Source organism: Streptomyces sp. NPDC050485, from assembly GCF_044458185.1.
Taxonomy (GTDB): Bacteria; Actinomycetota; Actinomycetes; order Streptomycetales; family Streptomycetaceae; genus Streptomyces.
The window spans coordinates 29,561-46,561 of the sequence record NZ_JBITHR010000016.1 but is presented as its reverse complement, the minus strand read 5'-3'; the positions used below and the strand labels follow the sequence as shown (position 1 = coordinate 46,561).

The window sequence follows — 17,001 nt, the reverse complement described above, 5'->3', positions numbered from 1 at the left end:
AAGCGTTGGCACCGAGGAGGCAGCCATGAACGGCACCACCAGCTCGACCGGCTCCACCCGCTCCACCGGCCCCGAAGACACCTTCACCACCGATGTCCTCGTCGTGGGCTCGGGCCCGACCGGGCTGCTCCTCGCGGGCGACCTCGCCGCAGCGGGGCTGAACGTCACGGTCGTCGAGCGCCGTGCGCACGGGGTCAGCAACATGACGCGCGCCTTCGCCGTCCACGCGCGCACGCTGGAAATGCTCGACGCCCGCGGCCTGGCCGACGAACTGGTCAAGCGAGGCAGGACGATCGACCACCTGCGGCTGTTCGGCCGCCTCTCCCTCGACCTGACCCGGCTGCGCTCGCGATTCCCGTACGTGCTGATCACCCCGCAGTACGAGGTGGAGCACGTGCTGGAGCAGCGCGCGCTGTCCGCCGGGGCCGAATTCCGTTACGGCACCGAGCTGTTGAGCCTCCAGCAGGACACCGAGGGGGTGACCGCCGAGCTGCGCGACACCGCCACCGCACGGCCCGCCACGGTCCGGGCCCGCTATCTCGTCGGGACCGACGGAGTGCGCAGCCGCGTCCGCGAGGCGCTCGGCCTCCCGTTCCCCGGAGTGTCCGTGATCCGCTCGATCGTGCTGGCTGACGTGCGGCTCGCCGAGGAGCCGGAGGGGCTGCTCACCGTCAACGGCTCGGGGGATTCCTTCGCGTTCATCGCCCCCTTCGGCGACGGCTACTACCGAGTCATGGGCTGGAACCGGAAGCGCCAGGTCCCCGACACCGCGCCCGTCGACCTCGATGAAGTCCGCACGATCGCCCGCGAGGCCCTCGGCTCCGACTACGGGATGCATGACGCCCGTTGGATCTCCCGGTTCCACAGCGACGAGCGCCAGGCTCCCGCCTACCGGGCCGGCCGGGTCTTCCTCGCCGGGGACGCCGCGCACGTCCACTCCCCCGCCGGTGGCCAGGGCATGAACACCGGCCTCCAGGACGCCGCGAACCTCTCCTGGAAGCTCGCCGCCGTGCTGCGCGACCGCACCGCCGATGCCGAGGCCCTCCTCGACAGCTACCAGGCGGAGCGCCACCCCGTCGGCGCGATGGTGCTGCGCAGCAGCGGCTCCCTCGTGCGGCTCGCCATGGCCCACAACCCGCTGCAACGGGCGGCCCGTTCACTGTTCACCCGCTTCCTCAACGCCGTACGGCCCGCCTCCGACCGGGCCATCGCAATGATCAGCGGCCTCGGCGTCTCGTACCACGCGGAGCGCGGATCCCACCCGCTGGCCGGAAAGCGCGCCCCCGACCTGGACCTTGCGGAGGGCCGCCTCTACGAGGTGCTGCGGCGGGGCGAGTTCGTCCTGGTGACGCCGCGGGACGGCGACGTGGCAGCACCGTCGGGGGCGATACGCGCACATTGGAAGAGCGGGCGCCGCAGCACGCTCCTGGTCCGACCCGACGGATACGTGGCCTGGGCGAGCGACCGCCCGGACGCGCCCGGCCTGGATGCGGCTCTCGCCCGCTGGACGGGGTGCGCGTAACGGCGGGCGGTCGCCCGGGGCGGGGTTCCGGGTGGGCCGGCCCCCGCGTGACCGACCCCCGCGCCGCTCGCCGCCCAGGGGTCAGAACGTGTACGGGTCGCCCGTCGCAAGCGCCAGCACGCGGTGGGTGTTGTTCACCGGGTTGCGGTCGGTCAGACCGCCGCTCCAGACGGTGTCGATGTCGACGGTCACCTGGGCCGGGGTGCCGACGACCGCTGCGTCCAGGGCAAGTTGGACGCCGGTCCCTGCTGCCCGCATCGGACCGGTGCTGCACTGCACCACCGACGGGCCGGTCCGCAGACAGGTCGGCGGCAAGGTGACGCCGTCCGCGAGAGCCACCGAGAACCGCAGCCGCACGGTGGCACCGGGGACCGCCGCAGGACCGTGGTTCGCGGTCTCCACCCAGACACCGACCCGACCGTTCCAGAGGGAGACGTGCCCGTGATACGACACATCCGCCTCGGTCCCGACGCCCCCGGCCACCCCCGGAACTGGCTCCACGCCACGATTGAGGCCGGCCGCCCCGCTGGGTGTACCGGTGGCGATCAGCGTCGCCGCCGCCAGCACGGCGACGGCGACCGTTGCCAGAGTTCTGCGGGCCCCGGCCGGGCGCAGAGCTCCGGCGACCTCGCCCGACCCGCTGGACACGCCGACCCCACCGGAGCTGCCGACACCGCCCGACCTGCCGGACCTAGAGGCTCCGGCCGACCTGCCGACTCCGCCGGAGTTAGAGGCTCCGCCAGATCGACCGGATCCGCTGGAGCTACTCGATCCACTGGAGTCACTGGATCCAGCGGATCTACCGGATCTGTCCGATCCACCGACCCTGCTCAATCCGCTCAATCTGCTCATCACATGAACCACCATGAGCGAAAGGTACCTTTCACCCCTTATATCCCCGGAACGCCATCCCGTCCCGTGCCACCCTGGGCACATGCTTGTCGCCCGCTCAGCTCTCCTGTTCGTCGTGGCCGCCCTGTTCGAGATCGGCGGGGCGTGGCTCGTCTGGCAGGGCGTCAGGGAGCACCGGGGCTGGATCTGGATCGGCGCCGGAGTCGTCGCGCTCGGCATCTACGGATTCGTCGCGACGCTCCAGCCGGACGCCGAGTTCGGCCGGATCCTCGCAGCGTACGGCGGTGTCTTCGTGGCGGGTTCGCTCGCCTGGGGCATGGTCGCCGACGGCTACCGCCCCGACCGCTGGGACGTCACCGGCGCGCTGATCTGCCTGGCCGGTATGGCCGTGATCGTGTACGCCCCGCGCGGTCGCTAAGAGTCGGCTCCCTCCCGCCGCGCCACCGGCCCGCCCCTGCCGCACGGCCCACCCCGCCCGTCCCGACCAGTCCGCCCGCCCCGCCCCGCCTATCCTGACCGCATATCGGCTTCGATCACCCCTTCGACTGCCGCGTCTTCGGCTGCGGCATCTTCAACCGCCCCACCCTCGACCGCAGCGCCGGTCACCACACGCGCGAGGAGCACGACATGACTGCCGCCGGGACCCCGATCGCCGTCGTCACCGGAGCGAGCAGCGGAATCGGTGCCGCCACGGCCCGCCGACTCGCCGCCGCCGGCTACCGGGTGGTGCTCACCGCCCGCCGCAAGGACCGCATCGAGGCGCTCGCCGCCGAGATCAACGAGGCGGGCCACCAGGCGACGGCGTACGCGCTCGACGTGACGGACCGCGCCGCCGTCGACGAGTTCGCCACCGCCTTCCGCACGATCGGGGTGCTCGTCAACAACGCGGGCGGCGCGCTGGGCGCCGACCCGGTCGCCACCGGCAACCCGGACGACTGGCGGCAGATGTACGAGACGAACGTCATCGGCTCGCTCAACGTCACCCAGGCCCTGCTGCCCGCACTCGAAGCCTCGGGCGACGGCGCGGTCGTCATCCTCTCCTCCACGGCGGGCCACGCCACCTACGAGGGAGGGGGTGGCTACGTCGCCGCGAAGAACGGGGCCCGCGTGCTCGCCGAGACCCTCCGCCTGGAGATCGTCGGCCGCCCGGTACGGGTCATCGAGATCGCGCCGGGGATGGTGAAGACGGACGAGTTCGCGACGACCCGCTTCCGTGGCGACACCGAGAAGGCCGCCAAGGTGTACGCGGGCGTGGCCGAGCCGCTCACCGCCGACGACGTCGCCGACACCATCACCTGGGCGGTCACCCGGCCCAGCCACGTCAACATCGACCTGCTGGTGGTCCGCCCCCGTGCCCAGGCCTCCAACACCAAGGTCCACCGCGAGCTGTAGGCGGGAAGCCGGGCCCCCGCCCAAGGTCCCGGGACCAGCTCGGTAAGGCCCGGGAGCAGTGGGCCGCACCCACCCCGACTACTGCACCTGCGTCGCGCGCAGCATCGGTGTGCGGGTGTGGCGACGCTTCTCGCCCGCGTGGAAGACCAGAATGATCATGCGGGCGCCCGGCGCGGCCATCGGCTGGGCGGCGCACATCGTCACCCAGCCGGGCCCGAGCACCGCGTGGTTGAGGGGCCGTTCGTCGCCGTCGAGGTGGAGATAGGCGCTGGCCCGGTTGTAGATGCCGGCGGCGAGGGGGTCGGCGAGGACCTCCTTCTCGATCTGCGCCAGCGTCTGGTCGGCGGGGTCGGCGGCCAGCGCGGCCCGCAGCTGGGGCAGCACCAGCGGCGCCCAGGACCGCTCCCAGTCGGTGAGGGTCTCCCGGGCGCCGGGGTCGAGCGCCATCCACCGCATGGTGTTCTGCGGCACCTGCCGGTCGGGGAACATCTCGGTCCAGCGGTCGTTGTGGGCCAGCAGGTTCCACGAGCGGTCATTGACGTACGCCATGTGCCCAATGCCATCGACGGCCTCTTGCCACACGCCGGGGATCTCCTCTCCGGACTGCGAGTTCAGCGGGAACGGTGGGTCCTGGCCCAGGCAGTACCGCCACAGCGCGATCCACTCCTGCTCGTTCATGCCGAGCAGTCGGGCCACGTCCTGGAGCAGGTCCGCGGGCGGGTTGGGGTAGCGGCCGGACTCCAGACGCCCGTAGGTGTCCGGGGCGCGGTGCAGGATCTGGTCGATCTGGGCCTGCGACAGGCCGGGCGCCCGCCGTCCCTGCCGGGTGGGCCTGCTCAGCCCATGGCTCTCGGGCTTGATCAGCGCACGGCGTTCGCGCAGCAGAGAGCGCAGAGCGGGCTTGTCCATCTGTGGTTCTCCCCCGGATACGGGCGGCCGGCAACTTCGCCGATGGCCGCGCGGTTGGAACGGCCGCTCCCGACTGTCGGTCCCGACTCTGCCATCAGCTCCGGGCCGGGTGATCGGCGTACACCGGGTTGTCGGTGCACATCCAATGCTCGGCGTACGTTCCATTGTGGGAGCGGATCGATTCCTCGATGTGCACCGGGTGGTCGAAGAGCGCCGTTCGACCGGCGTGGACCAGCGGGGGCACGGCCCGCCGACAGCGCAACGGCCCCGGACGAGATCGTCGGGGGCTGGCACCGCGGTCACTGCGGGCGGGGCGAGGGCGGCGGCCATCACGGCCGGGGCGAGGGCCGGGAGGTGGTTGGCGAGGCGTGCCCTTTCGTGGACGGGTCGGGGTACGGTCGGCCCCTCCGGGCACAGCGTTGGCGCCCGCAGCTTCGGGCCGGCCGCCGAGGCACCCGCCGGGAGAGACCCCACAGGTACGCTGACTGATGGGCCATGCATGGATCAAGCGGTAGCGGGGTGCGCGCGTACGCCGGGCGCACACACGCAGCGGCACAACGGGGGCAGTTATGGGCGAACCGGACAACTGGGCGGCCACCGCCGGTGGGTTGTCGCCCGAAGCCGTCGACGTCTACGGCCGGGTCACCCGCCATGAGCACATCGACCCGGAGCGGGACGCCCCGGCGCTCGCGGAGCTCGCCGAGTGGGGTCTGGTCACCACCGATCCGCGGCTGCCGCATCTGCCCATCGCGCTCGACCCCCAGGAGGCGGGCCGGCGCCGCCTGGACGACGAGCTGCGGCGGGTGGCCGCCAAGGCCGCGCACGTGGCCCGCATCCCGCAGCTCACCGATGAGCTGAGTCTGCACTTCGATCGGGCGAAGTGGCGTTCGGGCCGCGGCTCGGAGTTCCTGGCCGAGCCCGAACTCGTCAACGCCCGCATCGAGCAGGCCGTCGGCCAGGCCCGCGGCGAACTCCTGACCGCGCAGCCCGCCGGCCCGCGCACCCCGGCGCAGCTGGCGGCCGCCGAGGAGCGGGACGGCGCGGCGCTCGCCCGCGGGGTGAGCATCCGCACGCTCTTTCTGGACACCGGCCGCGACGACGCGGTGACCCGCGCGTACGTGACCGCTATGGCGGGCCGGGGCGCCCAGTTCCGTACCCAGGTCACCCAGTTCCAGCGCTGTGTGGTCATCGACCGCCGGCAGGCGTTCATCTCCGATCACATCGTCAACTCCGCACCCAGCCACGCCTCTTGGCACGTTCGGGACCGGGCGGTGGTCGCCTTCATCGCCGAGGTCTTCGAGGAGGGGTGGCGGCGCGCCGACCCCTGGAACGGCGACCCGCGGACCGGCGCGCCCCGCACCGCCGAGCGTTCCGGTACGCGTACGACGCTGCTCCAGCGCGAGATCCTGCGCGACATGGCGCGGGGCATCGAGCAGCGGCTCACGGCGCAGCGGCTCGGGATCGGGCTGCGCAGCCTGTCCAAGGAGGTGCACACGCTGCGGCAGCTGTTCGGGGCGTCCACGCTCCAGGAACTCACCTATCAGTGGGCCCTGTCCGACGAACGCCTCATCGACGACCCCGCGCCCCACCGCAACCAGGCCACGGCCTGAACCAACGGGCGCCACCCGGAGAGCCCGCGCCCCAGCCCACCCGGGAGAACGCCCCGCACCCCCCGACCGCATCTCGGCCAGCCCACCCACCCCTATCGCGCCCGCCGGGCCGGATCTTTTCCCATCCCGCTTTTCAGCGGATAAATCTTCAGCGGAAAACCCCGCCCGCTTCCTGCATGCTGAGTGAGGACGATCAACTGCACACCCCGTAAAGGGGGAAGCTGGATCGCCGTACGTCCGCTGTCACGAGGACGTTGTCCGCGCCACGCCAGAACCGGCAGTGCAGGGCATGGGCAGACGATGCCCTGCCGGGCGTCCCGCGGACACCGGGCGGCTTCTGCCACGGCCGCCCGGGCAAAACCGGACCCCTCCCCGGTACGTCCTCGTGATACGGGCAGTGCCCGGCAGCCCCTCGGCTCGCCGACGGCACAGCCGTGCGCCCTTCCGGCGCTTTCCCGGCATGCGGGCCGGGAAGAGGCGGCGGCCGGGGGCGAAAGCCCCCGGCCCGGCCGCCCTCCTCACACGCGAGACCCGGCCGCGCCCCCCTCACGCGCGAAATCCGGCCGCGCCCCCCTCACGCGCGAAATCCGGCCGCGCCCCTGACACGCAGAACCGGCCGCCCCCCACGCACAACACGTCAGCCCTTGACGCACACCACCTGCTTCAGCTTCGCCACGACCTCCACCAAGTCGCGCTGCTGGTCGATGACCTTCTCGATCGGCTTGTACGCGCCCGGGATCTCGTCCACGACGCCGGAGTCCTTGCGGCACTCCACGCCCCGCGTCTGCTCCGCCAGGTCCCGCGTCGAGAACGTCCGCTTCGCCGCGCTCCGGCTCATCCTGCGGCCCGCGCCGTGCGAGGCCGAGTTGAAGGACGCCGGGTTGCCGAGGCCCTTCACGATGTACGAACCCGTGCCCATCGAGCCCGGGATGATCCCGAAGTCCCCGGAGCCCGCCCGGATCGCGCCCTTGCGGGTGACCAGCAGGTCCATGCCGTCGTACCGCTCCTCCGCCACGTAGTTGTGGTGGCAGGAGATGACCGGCTCGAAGGTCACCCTGGCCTTCTTGAACTCCTTGCGGACCACGTCCTGGAAGAGCGCCATCATGATCGCCCGGTTGTACTTCGCGTACTCCTGCGCCCAGAAGAGATCGTTGCGGTACGCCGCCATCTGCGGGGTGTCCGCGACGAAGACGGCGAGGTCGCGGTCGACCAGGCCCTGGTTGTGCGGCAGCTTCTGCGCCTCGCCGATGTGAAAGTCGGCGAGCTCCTTGCCGATGTTCCGGGATCCGGAGTGCAGCATCAGCCAGACCGAACCCGACTCGTCCAGACAGAATTCGACGAAGTGGTTGCCGGATCCGAGCGTTCCCATCTGCTTGACGGCCCGTTCCTCGCGGAACTTGACCGCCTCCGCGATCCCCCCGAACCGCTCCCAGAACCCTTCCCAGCCCGCCGTCGGGAAGGCGTGCAGCCGGGCCGGGTCCACCGGGTCCGCGTGCATGCCGCGACCCACCGGGATGGCCTGCTCGATCTTCGAGCGGAGCCGGGACAGATCGCCGGGGAGATCGTTGGCGGTCAGGGAGGTCTTGACCGCGGACATGCCGCAGCCGATGTCGACGCCCACCGCGGCCGGGCACACCGCGCCCTGCATGGCGATCACCGAGCCGACCGTGGCGCCCTTGCCGTAGTGGACGTCCGGCATCACGGCCAGACCCTTGATCCACGGCAGCGTGGCGACATTGCGCAGCTGCTGCAGAGCCCCCTCGTCGACCGACTCCGGGTCGGTCCACATCCTGATCGGCACCCGTGCGCCGGCCATCTCCACGTACGACATGATTCCTCGATCCCCCGAAAGCTGACATCTGCCGCCGATGTCTACAGCTGACATCCACGGCCGGTATCCACAGCCGGCATCCACAACTGATACCTACAACCGATACCTACACGAAAACCCCAAAACGCACGTAAGGCAAAAACTGGAGCCAAGGCCCACAAGCAGGACAGTGGACCGGCGTTCACAGGTGCGCGTGCGATACACATTGTGTCCGGCCACCGCCTTCCGGCGGCAACCGCTTTTTCTTACGTCGTCCTCTTATGTCGTCTTACGTCGTCCTGCTGAAAGGAGCCTGGGAACCGTGCAGCGAAAGGCGTACGTGCCCGGTCTCGCGCTCCTCGTGGCGCTCGTGTCCGGCTGCTCTGCGGCCTCCGGTACCGACAGCTCCGCCACCGACTCCAAGGCGGGCGACACCAAGGCCGCCCCCGCGCCGCCCGGCAAGTACCGCACCCTGCCCGAACCCTGCCGCGCCGTGAGCAAGAGCGTGCTCAAGGGCATGCTGCCGGGCGCGGCCGCCCTGCCGGAGGCCGACGCGGCGAAGGAGTACGCGGGCACCGCCGACCTCACCTACGACACCGACCGGCGGGTCGGCTGCCGCTGGAAGGACGAGACGGCCGAGGGTGTGCGCAGACTCACGGTCGACTTCGAGCGGGTCGTGTCGTACGACCCCGCGGTGAGCGACGACGACACCGCGAAGGCGCTGTACGGGAAGAAGGAGACCGCGGCGAACCTGCCCGCTCCGCAGAGCTCCGCGCCGGTGCCGAGCGGATCCGCCACCCCGAGCACGTCCGGCTCGCCCGCCCCCGGCACCCCGTCGGCCACCCCCAGCGGCAGCCCGGCGGCCGCCGGCACCCCGAGCTCGCCCAGCCCGTCGACCGGCACCGGCGGAGCCGGGCTTCAGCCGCGCCGGCTCAGCGGCCTCGGCGACGCCGCGTTCCTGAACGAGGTGTCGTCCCCGCTCGGCTCCGACGCCGGGACCGAGGCCGGACGGCGTACCGTCTCTGTGGTCTTCCGTACGTCCAATGCGATCGTGACCATCGAGTACACCGCCCAGTCCGCGGCATCCGCCGCGGTCCCCGACAGCAAGGAGCTGCAGGAGCAGGCCCAGGCCCTGGCCGGCAAGCTCGTCGAGCAGTTCAGCGAATAGCGCGCCAGCGCGAAGAACGAAGAGCGAAGGAATCATGCACCGATCAGCCCCGGCCACCCCCGAGAAGGCCCACGCCCCGGCCCCGCGCATCCGGCTCGCCCGTGTCCTCGCCTGTGCCGCCGTCCCTGTGATGCTCGTCGCGGCGGGCTGCTCCTCCGGCTCGGGCGGCGGCAGTACGAAGAACTCGGCGTCCGCCTCCGCGTCCGGATCCGGCGGCAAGCAGGCCTCGCCGTCAGGCTCGGCCGCCCCCGCACCGGCGAAGTTCGCCAAGCTGCCCGACCCGTGCAAGGCGGTCACGGCGGCGTCGGTCGACAAGTACGTCCCCAACGCGAAGACGAAGGCGGGCGAGGTGGGCAAGACCTCGGACCCGCAGACCCAGGCGAGCTGCACCTGGAACGGCCTGGAGGACAAGGGCGTCAAGGGCTCGCTCTACCGCTGGCTCGACGTCGACCTCAAGCGCTACGACTCCACGCCGGCCCTCGGCAGCGGCGACTCGCTGGCGCAGAAGCAGTTCGACCGGGCGGTCTCGGCCGCGAAGTCGACGGCCGACGCGAAGAACGTGAAGACCGCCCCGGTCTCCGGCCTGGGCGACCAGGCGACGGCGATCACGTTCGAGCTGAAGAAGACCGACACGAACTTCAGGTACGCCGTCGTGGTGGTCCGTACCGCCAACGCCGTCGTCGCGCTCGACTACAACGGCACCGGCTACCAGGGCGCGGACGCCCCCCCGGCCAACGACGTGCAGGACGGCGCGACCGCCGCGGCCAAGGAGGCGGTGGCGGCAGTGGCCGCCGCGAACAACAAGTAGTCCAAGCACGACCGTACGGAGTCCGGCCCTCCCCTGTGGGCCGGACTCCGTACGCATGTGCCAGGCTGTGCCCGCCAGTTGCTTGACAAGGCGACCAGTTGCTTGACATGGGGAGGGGACGCGGGTGGCCGCGACTCAGCTGACACGTACGCACCGCATTCTGATCGGAGTGGTGGTCGCGGGCGCGGTGGTCATCGCCGGGATCGGTTTCGCGGGATCGTACGCGGCGGTCCGGGCGCTCGCGCTGCAAAAGGGCTTCGGAAGGTTCTCCTACGTCTTCCCGGTCGGCATCGACGCGGGCATCTGCGTGCTGCTCGCCCTCGACCTGCTGCTTACCTGGCTGCGCATCCCGTTCCCGCTGCTGCGCCAGACCGCGTGGCTGCTCACGGCCGCCACGATCGCCTTCAACGCCGCCGCGGCCTGGCCGGACCCGCTGGGCGTGGGCATGCACGCGGTCATCCCGGTGCTGTTCGTGGTCTCGGTCGAGGCGGCCCGGCACGCCGTCGGCCGGATCGCCGACATCACCGCCGACAAGCACATGGAGGGCGTCCGCCTCACCCGCTGGCTGCTCTCGCCCATCCCCACCTTCCGGCTGTGGCGGCGCATGAAACTGTGGGAGCTGCGCAGCTACGAGCAGGTCATCAAGCTCGAACAGGACCGCCTCGTCTACCGGGCCCGCCTCCAGTCCGTCTACGGCCGCGCCTGGCGCCGCAAGGCCCCCGTCGAGTCCCTGATGCCGCTGCGGCTCGCCAAGTACGGCGTCCCGCTCGCCGAGACCGCCCCGGCGGGACTCGCCGCGGCCGGCGTCGAGCCGGTGCTCCTGCCGCCCCCGCCGGTGATCGTGAAGCACGAGCCGCAGCCCGAGCTGCCCCCGGCGCACGCGCACTCCGCCCCCGAGGAGCAGCCGGTCGAGACCCCCGTCCACGACCCCGCTGCCGCCCCGGAGCAGCCCACCACGCACGAGAGCCCCTGGTTCGCCGCCCAGCAGATCTCGCAGGAGGCGTACGAGGGCACGTACGACCCGGACTTCATCGAAGCCGAGCCCCAGCCGCAGCAACAGCCGCAGCCTGAGCAGCAGCCTCAGCCGGAGCCGGTGATGGTCCCGGCGGGCCCCGGCCGAGAGCGCCGCCTCGGCGTGCCCGACCCGCGCGCGGCCCAGCCGCAGCGGGTGCCGGAGCAGGAGCCCCAGAAGACCGCAGAACCCTCCGTGGAGGACGCGGAGTTCGCCGAGATGGCGTACGTGGTGTTCCGCCAGTACGCGCACCAGCACAACGACTACCCGAGCGTCGAGGTCCTCGACATACACCTCTCGGACGGCCACGGAGTGACCCACCCCCGCAGCACCGCCCTGCTGCGCGGCCTGATCCCCGGTTTCAAGCAGCGCTACGACGCCGAGCTGACCGAGGACCACATCGCCTGAGCATCCGCCTGAACATCGCCTGACGGTGCGTCAAGAAACCTTCTGCGGCGGCTTCTTGCCCATCTCCGCCCAGACGGCCACCCCGGCACCCAGTACGGCGAGAGCCAGATAGCCGGCCGTCGGGATGTCGGTGATCTTGTGCAGGAAGCCCCAGGGTCCGTTGCCGAACTGCGCCCCGGCGAAGCCGAGTACGCCCTGGATGCCGACGACCCAGCCGATGGGCCCGACGACCTGCTTGGTGATGTTCGCGTTCATGGCTCCACGGTCTCGCGAGAACCCGCCCGGTTCCTCCTGCCGGAGGCCGAAACCGCCGTACACCCAAAGATGCAGTACGCCCCGAAGACGCAGCGAGGGCCGCCACCCGGAAACGGATGACGGCCCTCGGCCACGTCTGCTTCTGCGCGGTCAGACGGCGAGCAGCTTGCGCACCCGGTCCGCGCCCACGGCGAGCAGCAGGGTGGGCAGGCGCGGCCCCGTCTCGCGGCTGACCAGGAGCGTGTAGAGCAGCGCGAAGAAGGTGCGCTGGGCGACCTTCAGCTCGGGCGTCGGCTTGGCGTCCGGCTCCAGGCCCGCCATCACCTTCGGCACGCCGTAGACGAGCGTGGTGAGCCCGTCGAGCGACCAGTGCGAGTCCAGGCCCTCGACAAGCAGCCGCAGCGACTCGCGGCCCGCGTCGTCCAGCGAGGCGAGCAGCTCGGTGTCGGGCTCCTCGCGGACCAGGGTGCGCTGGTCGGCCGGGACCTGGGTGGAGATCCAGTTCTCGGCGCGGTCCAGGCGCGGCCGCACCTCGTCCAGGGAGGTGACCGGGTTCGCCGGGTCCAGCTCACTGAGGATGCGCAGGGTCTGGTCCTCGTGGCCCGCGGTGATGTCCACCACGGAGGCGAGGGTGCGGTACGGCAGCGGGCGCGGGGTGCGGGGCAGCTCACCGGCGGCGGTGCGGGCGGCCCGGGCGTACGCGGCCGCGTCGGCCGGCAGCACCGAGCCGTCGGCGACCTTCGCCTCCAGCTTGTCCCACTCGTCGTAGAGCCGCTGGATCTCCTGGTCGAAGGCGATCTTGAAGGACTGGTTGGGCCTGCGGCGCGCGTACAGCCAGCGCAGGAGCTGCGGCTCCATGATCTTCAGCGCGTCGGCCGGGGTCGGCACGCCGCCCTTCGAGGACGACATCTTGGCCATGCCGCTGATGCCGACGAAGGCGTACATCGGGCCGATCGGCTGCACGCCGTCGAAGATCGAGACGATCTGGCCGCCGACCTGGAAGGAGGAGCCGGGCGAGGAGTGGTCGACGCCGGACGGCTCGAAGATCACGCCCTCGTACGCCCAGCGCATCGGCCAGTCGACCTTCCAGACCAGCTTGCCGCGGTTGAACTCGCTGAGCCGGACGGTCTCCGAGAAGCCGCACGCGGAGCAGGTGTAGGTCAGCTCCGTGGTGTCGTCGTCGTACGCCGAGACGACCGTGAGGTCCTTGTTGCAGCCGCCGCAGTACGGCTTGTACGGGAAGTAGCCCGTCGAGCCCGTGCCGTCGTCCTCGGCCGCGGCGCCGGAGCCCTCGGCGGCCTCCAGCTCGGCCTCGTCCACCGGCTTCTGCGACTTCTTGCCCGGGGCCTTCTTGGTCCGGTACTGCTCAAGGATCGCGTCGATGTCACCGCGGTGCTTCATCGCGTGCAGCACCTGCTCGCGGTAGACGCCGCCGTTGTACTGCTCGGTCTGGCTGATGCCGTCGTACTCGACGCCCAGCTCGGCGAGCGCCTCGATCATCGCGGCCTTGAAGTGCGCGGCCCAGTTCGGGTGCGCGGAGCCGGCCGGGGCCGGGACCGAGGTCAGCGGGCGGCCGATGTGCTCGGCCCACGACTCGTCCACGCCGGGCACGCCGTTGGGCACCTTGCGGTACCGGTCGTAGTCGTCCCAGGAGATCAGGTGACGGACCTCGTACCCCCGGCGGCGGATCTCGTCCGCGACCAGGTGCGGGGTCATGACCTCGCGCAGATTGCCCAGGTGAATGGGGCCGGAGGGGGAGAGTCCGGACGCGACGACGACCGGTTTGCCAGGCGCACGTCGCTCCGACTCGGCGATGACATCGTCCGCGAAACGGGAGACCCAGTCGGTCTCGGTGCTGCTCTGAGCCACGGTCGGCACGTCCTTCTTTCTCGTAATGCCCTCGTCTGCCTGGGAGAGGCCGGCACGCCCATTCTCCCAGACGGAACGAGCTCCTCCGGGGTTGCCCGATATCCCGGCGAAAGGGATGGGGCCCCCGTGGGAGAATCGGAGGGCAATCGTCCCCACCCTCGACAGGAACGGCACCTCAATGGCCTCGGTCCATTCCCTCGCTTCCACGGTCCAGCAGCGCCTGGCGGACGCCCTCTCGGCTGCGCTGCCGGAGGCCGGCTCCACCGACCCGCTGCTGCGACGAAGCGACCGGGCCGACTTCCAGGCCAACGGCATCCTGGCGCTCGCCAAGAAGCTGAAGGGCAACCCGCGCGAGCTCGCGACGAAGGTCACCGACGCGCTCGACACCGGTGAGCTGCTGAAGGACGTCGAGGTCTCGGGCCCCGGCTTCCTCAACATCACGCTCACCGACCGGGCGATCACCGAGACGCTGGCCGCGCGCGCCGCCGACGACCGGCTCGGCGTGCCGCTGAAGGCGGACCCGGGCATCACCGTCATCGACTACGCCCAGCCCAACGTGGCGAAGGAGATGCACGTCGGCCACCTGCGCTCGGCGGTCATCGGCGACGCGCTGCGCGGCATGCTCGACTTCACCGGCGAGCAGACCATCGGCCGCCACCACATCGGCGACTGGGGCACCCAGTTCGGCATGCTCATCCAGCACCTGATCGAGCACCCCGGCGAGCTGGCCCCGGCGGCCGACGTCGACGGCGAGCAGGCGATGAGCAACCTGAACCGGGTGTACAAGGCCTCGCGCGCGGTCTTCGACGCCGACGAGGCGTTCAAGGAGCGGGCCCGCAAGCGGGTGGTCGCCCTCCAGTCCGGCGACAAGGAGACGCTCGACCTGTGGCAGCGGTTCGTGGACGAGTCGAAGGTCTACTTCTACTCGGTCTTCGAGAAGCTGGACATGGAGATCCGCGACGACGAGATCGTCGGTGAGTCCGCGTACAACGACATGATGGCCGAGACGGCCCGGCTCCTGGAGGAGTCCGGTGTCGCGGTCCGCTCCGAGGGCGCGCTCGTGGTCTTCTTCGACGAGATCCGCGGCAAGGACGACCAGCCGGTGCCGCTGATCGTGCAGAAGGCGGACGGCGGCTTCGGCTACGCGGCGAGCGACCTCTCCGCGATCCGCGACCGCGTCCTCGACCTGCACGCGACGACGCTCCTGTACGTGGTGGACGTACGGCAGTCGCTGCACTTCCGGATGGTCTTCGAGGCGGCCCGCCGGGCGGGCTGGCTCAGCGACGACGTCACCGCGCACAACATGGGCTACGGCACGGTGCTCGGCGCGGACGGCAAGCCGTTCAAGACGCGTGAGGGCGAGACGGTCAAGCTGGAGGACCTCCTGGACGAGGCCGTCGAGCGGGCCACCGCCGTCGTGCGCGAGAAGGCCGAGAAGGTGGGCCTGTCCGAGGAGGAGATCGTCGAGAACGGGCGGTACGTCGGGATCGGCGCCGTGAAGTACGCGGACCTGTCGACGTCGGCGAACCGGGACTACAAGTTCGACCTGGACCAGATGGTGTCGCTGAACGGCGACACCTCCGTCTACCTCCAGTACGCGTACGCCCGTATCAAGTCGATCCTGCGCAAGGCCGGAGACAAGGGCCCGGTCGCCCACCCGGAGCTCGAACTCGCCCCGGCGGAGCGGGCGTTGGGCCTGCACCTGGACGCGTTCGGGGAACTGCTCGCGGAGGCCACGGCCGAGTACGCGCCGCACAAGCTGGCCGCGTACCTGTACCAGCTGGCGTCGCTGTACACGACGTTCTACGACCAGTGCCCGGTCCTGAAGGCCGACACCGAGGCGCAGGTCGAGAACCGCCTGTTCCTGTGCGACCTGACCGCCCGCACGCTCCACCAGGGCATGGCCCTGCTCGGCATCCGCACGCCCGAGCGCCTCTAGCAACTCCCTTGCGGGGAGCGGCTGTTCACGACTGCAGCCGCTCCCACACATGGGTGTCGGTCCGGTACTCGTACGCGGGCCGGCCCTTCAGCGCGGCCGAGCGGAACGGCTTGCCCTTGTCTTTGACCTCGATCGTCCCGGAGCGGTCGCCGCTGCTCCAGTCCAGCTCCAGGTACCACGTCACGTCGTGCGCGTCGGTGTGCACATCGAGGTTGAGCACCTGCGGATCGGTCGAGGACACCTTGTACGGGAAGTCCACGGCCGGGAGCTTCGTGTCGCCCTGCTCGCCCGCGACGGGCTTCGGGCGCGGCTGCGCGGCGTCGAGGTCGATGTCGAAGAACTGCGGGGTGACGCCGCCTCCGCATCCCGAACCCATCGAGTACGCGGTCCAGTTCAGCGGCGCCTCGCGCCCCACGACCCGTACGTGAAGTCCCGTGAGCACCACGGAATCCTGCGTCTTGCCGGTGGCGGTCAGCTCCAGCGTGAAGTGCCCGGCGTCGACCCCGCCCAGCGCCCTGGCCCAGGGCCGGCTGTCCTGCGGGGCGGGCGGCGGCGGCACCGCGCCCGGTTGCTGGTCGAGCAGATAGTACTTCCCGCAGGGCCCGTCCCATTGGTACGAGCTGACGCCCACGCTCACCGGCGTGCCGGTGGCGCCCAGCTTGGACGAGGGTGTCGAGCGGGCGGCGGACGCCGAGGGGCTCGGCGTCGAAGCCGACGGGCTGGGCGTGGCGCTGGGCGAGCCGTTCGGCGTACGACCGGCGGGGCTCTTCACCGCGGCGTCGGCGCTCTGCTTGGCGTCCGCGACCGTGCCGCTCCTGCCGCCCTCACCATCCGGCCCGGACAGGCTGGCGTAGGCGACGGCGGGCACGGCGAGCGCCACGACGGCCGCCCCGATGAGCGCGAGCCGCACCTTCTTGCCGCCGAACCGGCTCGTACGGTGCGGGGCGGGCGGGTCGGCCGCGACGACACCGGGCAGCTCGACTTCCTCAGATACTTCAGGCTCCGGCCCCGGCTCGGACTGCCGTGGCACCGCCGGGACTTCAGCGGGCGCGGGGCCCGAAGCGGGCCCGGCCTCCGCGGTCGGGGCCGCGGCCGGGTTCGCCCCGCGCGAGCGGCGCCGCGCCTCGTCCGCCAGGATCCAGCGCCGGTGCAGTTCGACGGACTCCTCGGGGGTCGCCCCGCACAGCCGGGCGAGCCGCTCGACGGGGGCGTACTCGTTCGGAACCGCGTCGCCGTTGCAGTACCGGTGGAGCGTGGACGTACTCATGTGGAGCCTGCCCGCGAGGACTCCGTAACTGCGTCCCGAGCGGTCCTTCAACTCCCGCAGCAGCGCCGCGAACTGCTCGGACTCGGTCGTCGCCATGCCCCGGTTCCCTCCCCATCCATCCCAGGAACGCATTCCAGGGACAGGTCGTTTCCCCAGGTCAAAGGGTGTTCCAGCGTTCCA

14 protein-coding genes are annotated in these 17,001 nt (G+C 71.2%); 8 read left to right on the top strand and 6 right to left on the bottom strand.

Annotated elements, in window-relative coordinates; translation table 11 throughout:
- The first annotated feature begins 25 nt into the window (after nt 1-25).
- On the top strand, nt 26-1,522 hold the full coding sequence (locus ACIBK6_RS28465; RefSeq protein WP_399054252.1) for an FAD-dependent monooxygenase: 1,497 nt from the start codon (nt 26-28) through the stop codon (nt 1,520-1,522).
- Between the two features lie 81 nt (nt 1,523-1,603).
- On the opposite strand, the gene ACIBK6_RS28460 is transcribed toward ACIBK6_RS28465, so the two are convergent.
- Complete coding sequence (locus ACIBK6_RS28460) at nt 1,604-2,170, bottom strand: hypothetical protein (RefSeq protein WP_399054250.1); 567 nt, start codon at nt 2,168-2,170, stop codon at nt 1,604-1,606.
- Between the two features lie 286 nt (nt 2,171-2,456).
- Between ACIBK6_RS28460 and ACIBK6_RS28455 the strand changes: the two genes are divergently transcribed.
- Nucleotides 2,457-2,792, top strand: a complete 336-nt coding sequence (locus ACIBK6_RS28455; protein WP_399054249.1) for a YnfA family protein — start codon at nt 2,457-2,459, stop codon at nt 2,790-2,792.
- Nucleotides 2,793-3,001: 209 nt separating this feature from the next.
- Entirely contained in the window at nt 3,002-3,766 is a 765-nt protein-coding gene (locus tag ACIBK6_RS28450; RefSeq protein WP_366348015.1) for an SDR family NAD(P)-dependent oxidoreductase, read from the top strand.
- Between the two features lie 78 nt (nt 3,767-3,844).
- Here ACIBK6_RS28450 and ACIBK6_RS28445 read toward each other — a convergent pair whose 3' ends face one another.
- Nucleotides 3,845-4,675, bottom strand: a complete 831-nt coding sequence (locus ACIBK6_RS28445) for a helix-turn-helix domain-containing protein (RefSeq protein ID WP_399054247.1) — start codon at nt 4,673-4,675, stop codon at nt 3,845-3,847.
- 569 nt (nt 4,676-5,244) lie between these two features.
- On the opposite strand from ACIBK6_RS28445, the gene ACIBK6_RS28440 reads away from it, so the two are divergent.
- Nucleotides 5,245-6,285: a hypothetical protein gene (locus ACIBK6_RS28440; RefSeq protein WP_399054246.1), complete on the top strand. Its 1,041-nt coding sequence runs from the start codon at nt 5,245-5,247 to the stop codon at nt 6,283-6,285.
- A gap of 637 nt (nt 6,286-6,922) precedes the next feature.
- Here the strand turns inward: ACIBK6_RS28440 and ACIBK6_RS28435 are convergent.
- The gene (locus tag ACIBK6_RS28435; protein WP_399054245.1) at nt 6,923-8,116 is read right to left on the bottom strand and encodes an RtcB family protein; all 1,194 of its coding nucleotides are present in this window, start codon (nt 8,114-8,116) and stop codon (nt 6,923-6,925) included.
- Between the two features lie 301 nt (nt 8,117-8,417).
- Here ACIBK6_RS28435 and ACIBK6_RS28430 point away from each other — a divergent pair, with 301 nt between their 5' ends.
- The 3 genes from ACIBK6_RS28430 (at nt 8,418) to ACIBK6_RS28420 (ending at nt 11,491) form a co-directional block, all read left to right on the top strand.
- The gene (locus ACIBK6_RS28430) at nt 8,418-9,263 is read left to right on the top strand and encodes a DUF3558 domain-containing protein (protein WP_399054244.1); all 846 of its coding nucleotides are present in this window, start codon (nt 8,418-8,420) and stop codon (nt 9,261-9,263) included.
- A gap of 34 nt (nt 9,264-9,297) precedes the next feature.
- The gene (locus ACIBK6_RS28425; RefSeq protein WP_399054243.1) at nt 9,298-10,071 is read left to right on the top strand and encodes a DUF3558 domain-containing protein; all 774 of its coding nucleotides are present in this window, start codon (nt 9,298-9,300) and stop codon (nt 10,069-10,071) included.
- A 124-nt stretch (nt 10,072-10,195) separates the two neighbouring features.
- Nucleotides 10,196-11,491, top strand: a complete 1,296-nt coding sequence (locus ACIBK6_RS28420) for a DUF2637 domain-containing protein (protein WP_399054242.1) — start codon at nt 10,196-10,198, stop codon at nt 11,489-11,491.
- A gap of 30 nt (nt 11,492-11,521) precedes the next feature.
- On the opposite strand, the gene ACIBK6_RS28415 is transcribed toward ACIBK6_RS28420, so the two are convergent.
- Nucleotides 11,522-11,746 (bottom strand): hypothetical protein, encoded by a 225-nt coding sequence (locus ACIBK6_RS28415; protein WP_399054241.1) that lies wholly within the window; start codon nt 11,744-11,746, stop codon nt 11,522-11,524.
- Nucleotides 11,747-11,896: 150 nt separating this feature from the next.
- Nucleotides 11,897-13,624, bottom strand: coding sequence for a lysine--tRNA ligase (lysS, locus tag ACIBK6_RS28410; protein ID WP_399054240.1), 1,728 nt, complete (start codon nt 13,622-13,624; stop codon nt 11,897-11,899).
- A 169-nt stretch (nt 13,625-13,793) separates the two neighbouring features.
- On the opposite strand from lysS, the gene argS reads away from it, so the two are divergent.
- A complete protein-coding gene (gene argS, locus ACIBK6_RS28405) occupies nt 13,794-15,554 on the top strand; it encodes an arginine--tRNA ligase (RefSeq protein WP_399054239.1) in 1,761 nt (586 codons plus the stop codon).
- A gap of 25 nt (nt 15,555-15,579) precedes the next feature.
- On the opposite strand, the gene ACIBK6_RS28400 is transcribed toward argS, so the two are convergent.
- Entirely contained in the window at nt 15,580-16,917 is a 1,338-nt protein-coding gene (locus ACIBK6_RS28400) for a helix-turn-helix domain-containing protein (protein WP_399054237.1), read from the bottom strand.
- Between the last annotated feature and the right edge of the window lie 84 nt (nt 16,918-17,001).

What these genes read in the sequence shown, in the direction of transcription:
- ACIBK6_RS28425 (WP_399054243.1), top strand. Translation starts at nt 9,298, where the DNA reads ATGCACCGATCAGCCCCGGCCACCCCCGAGAAGGCCCACGCCCCGGCC.
- ACIBK6_RS28400 (WP_399054237.1), bottom strand. Translation starts at nt 16,917, where the DNA reads ATGGCGACGACCGAGTCCGAGCAGTTCGCGGCGCTGCTGCGGGAGTTG.
- ACIBK6_RS28435 (WP_399054245.1), bottom strand. Translation starts at nt 8,116, where the DNA reads ATGTCGTACGTGGAGATGGCCGGCGCACGGGTGCCGATCAGGATGTGG.
- ACIBK6_RS28445 (WP_399054247.1), bottom strand. Translation starts at nt 4,675, where the DNA reads ATGGACAAGCCCGCTCTGCGCTCTCTGCTGCGCGAACGCCGTGCGCTG.
- ACIBK6_RS28450 (WP_366348015.1), top strand. Translation starts at nt 3,002, where the DNA reads ATGACTGCCGCCGGGACCCCGATCGCCGTCGTCACCGGAGCGAGCAGC.
- ACIBK6_RS28440 (WP_399054246.1), top strand. Translation starts at nt 5,245, where the DNA reads ATGGGCGAACCGGACAACTGGGCGGCCACCGCCGGTGGGTTGTCGCCC.
- argS (WP_399054239.1), top strand. Translation starts at nt 13,794, where the DNA reads ATGGCCTCGGTCCATTCCCTCGCTTCCACGGTCCAGCAGCGCCTGGCG.
- ACIBK6_RS28415 (WP_399054241.1), bottom strand. Translation starts at nt 11,746, where the DNA reads ATGAACGCGAACATCACCAAGCAGGTCGTCGGGCCCATCGGCTGGGTC.
- ACIBK6_RS28455 (WP_399054249.1), top strand. Translation starts at nt 2,457, where the DNA reads ATGCTTGTCGCCCGCTCAGCTCTCCTGTTCGTCGTGGCCGCCCTGTTC.
- ACIBK6_RS28465 (WP_399054252.1), top strand. Translation starts at nt 26, where the DNA reads ATGAACGGCACCACCAGCTCGACCGGCTCCACCCGCTCCACCGGCCCC.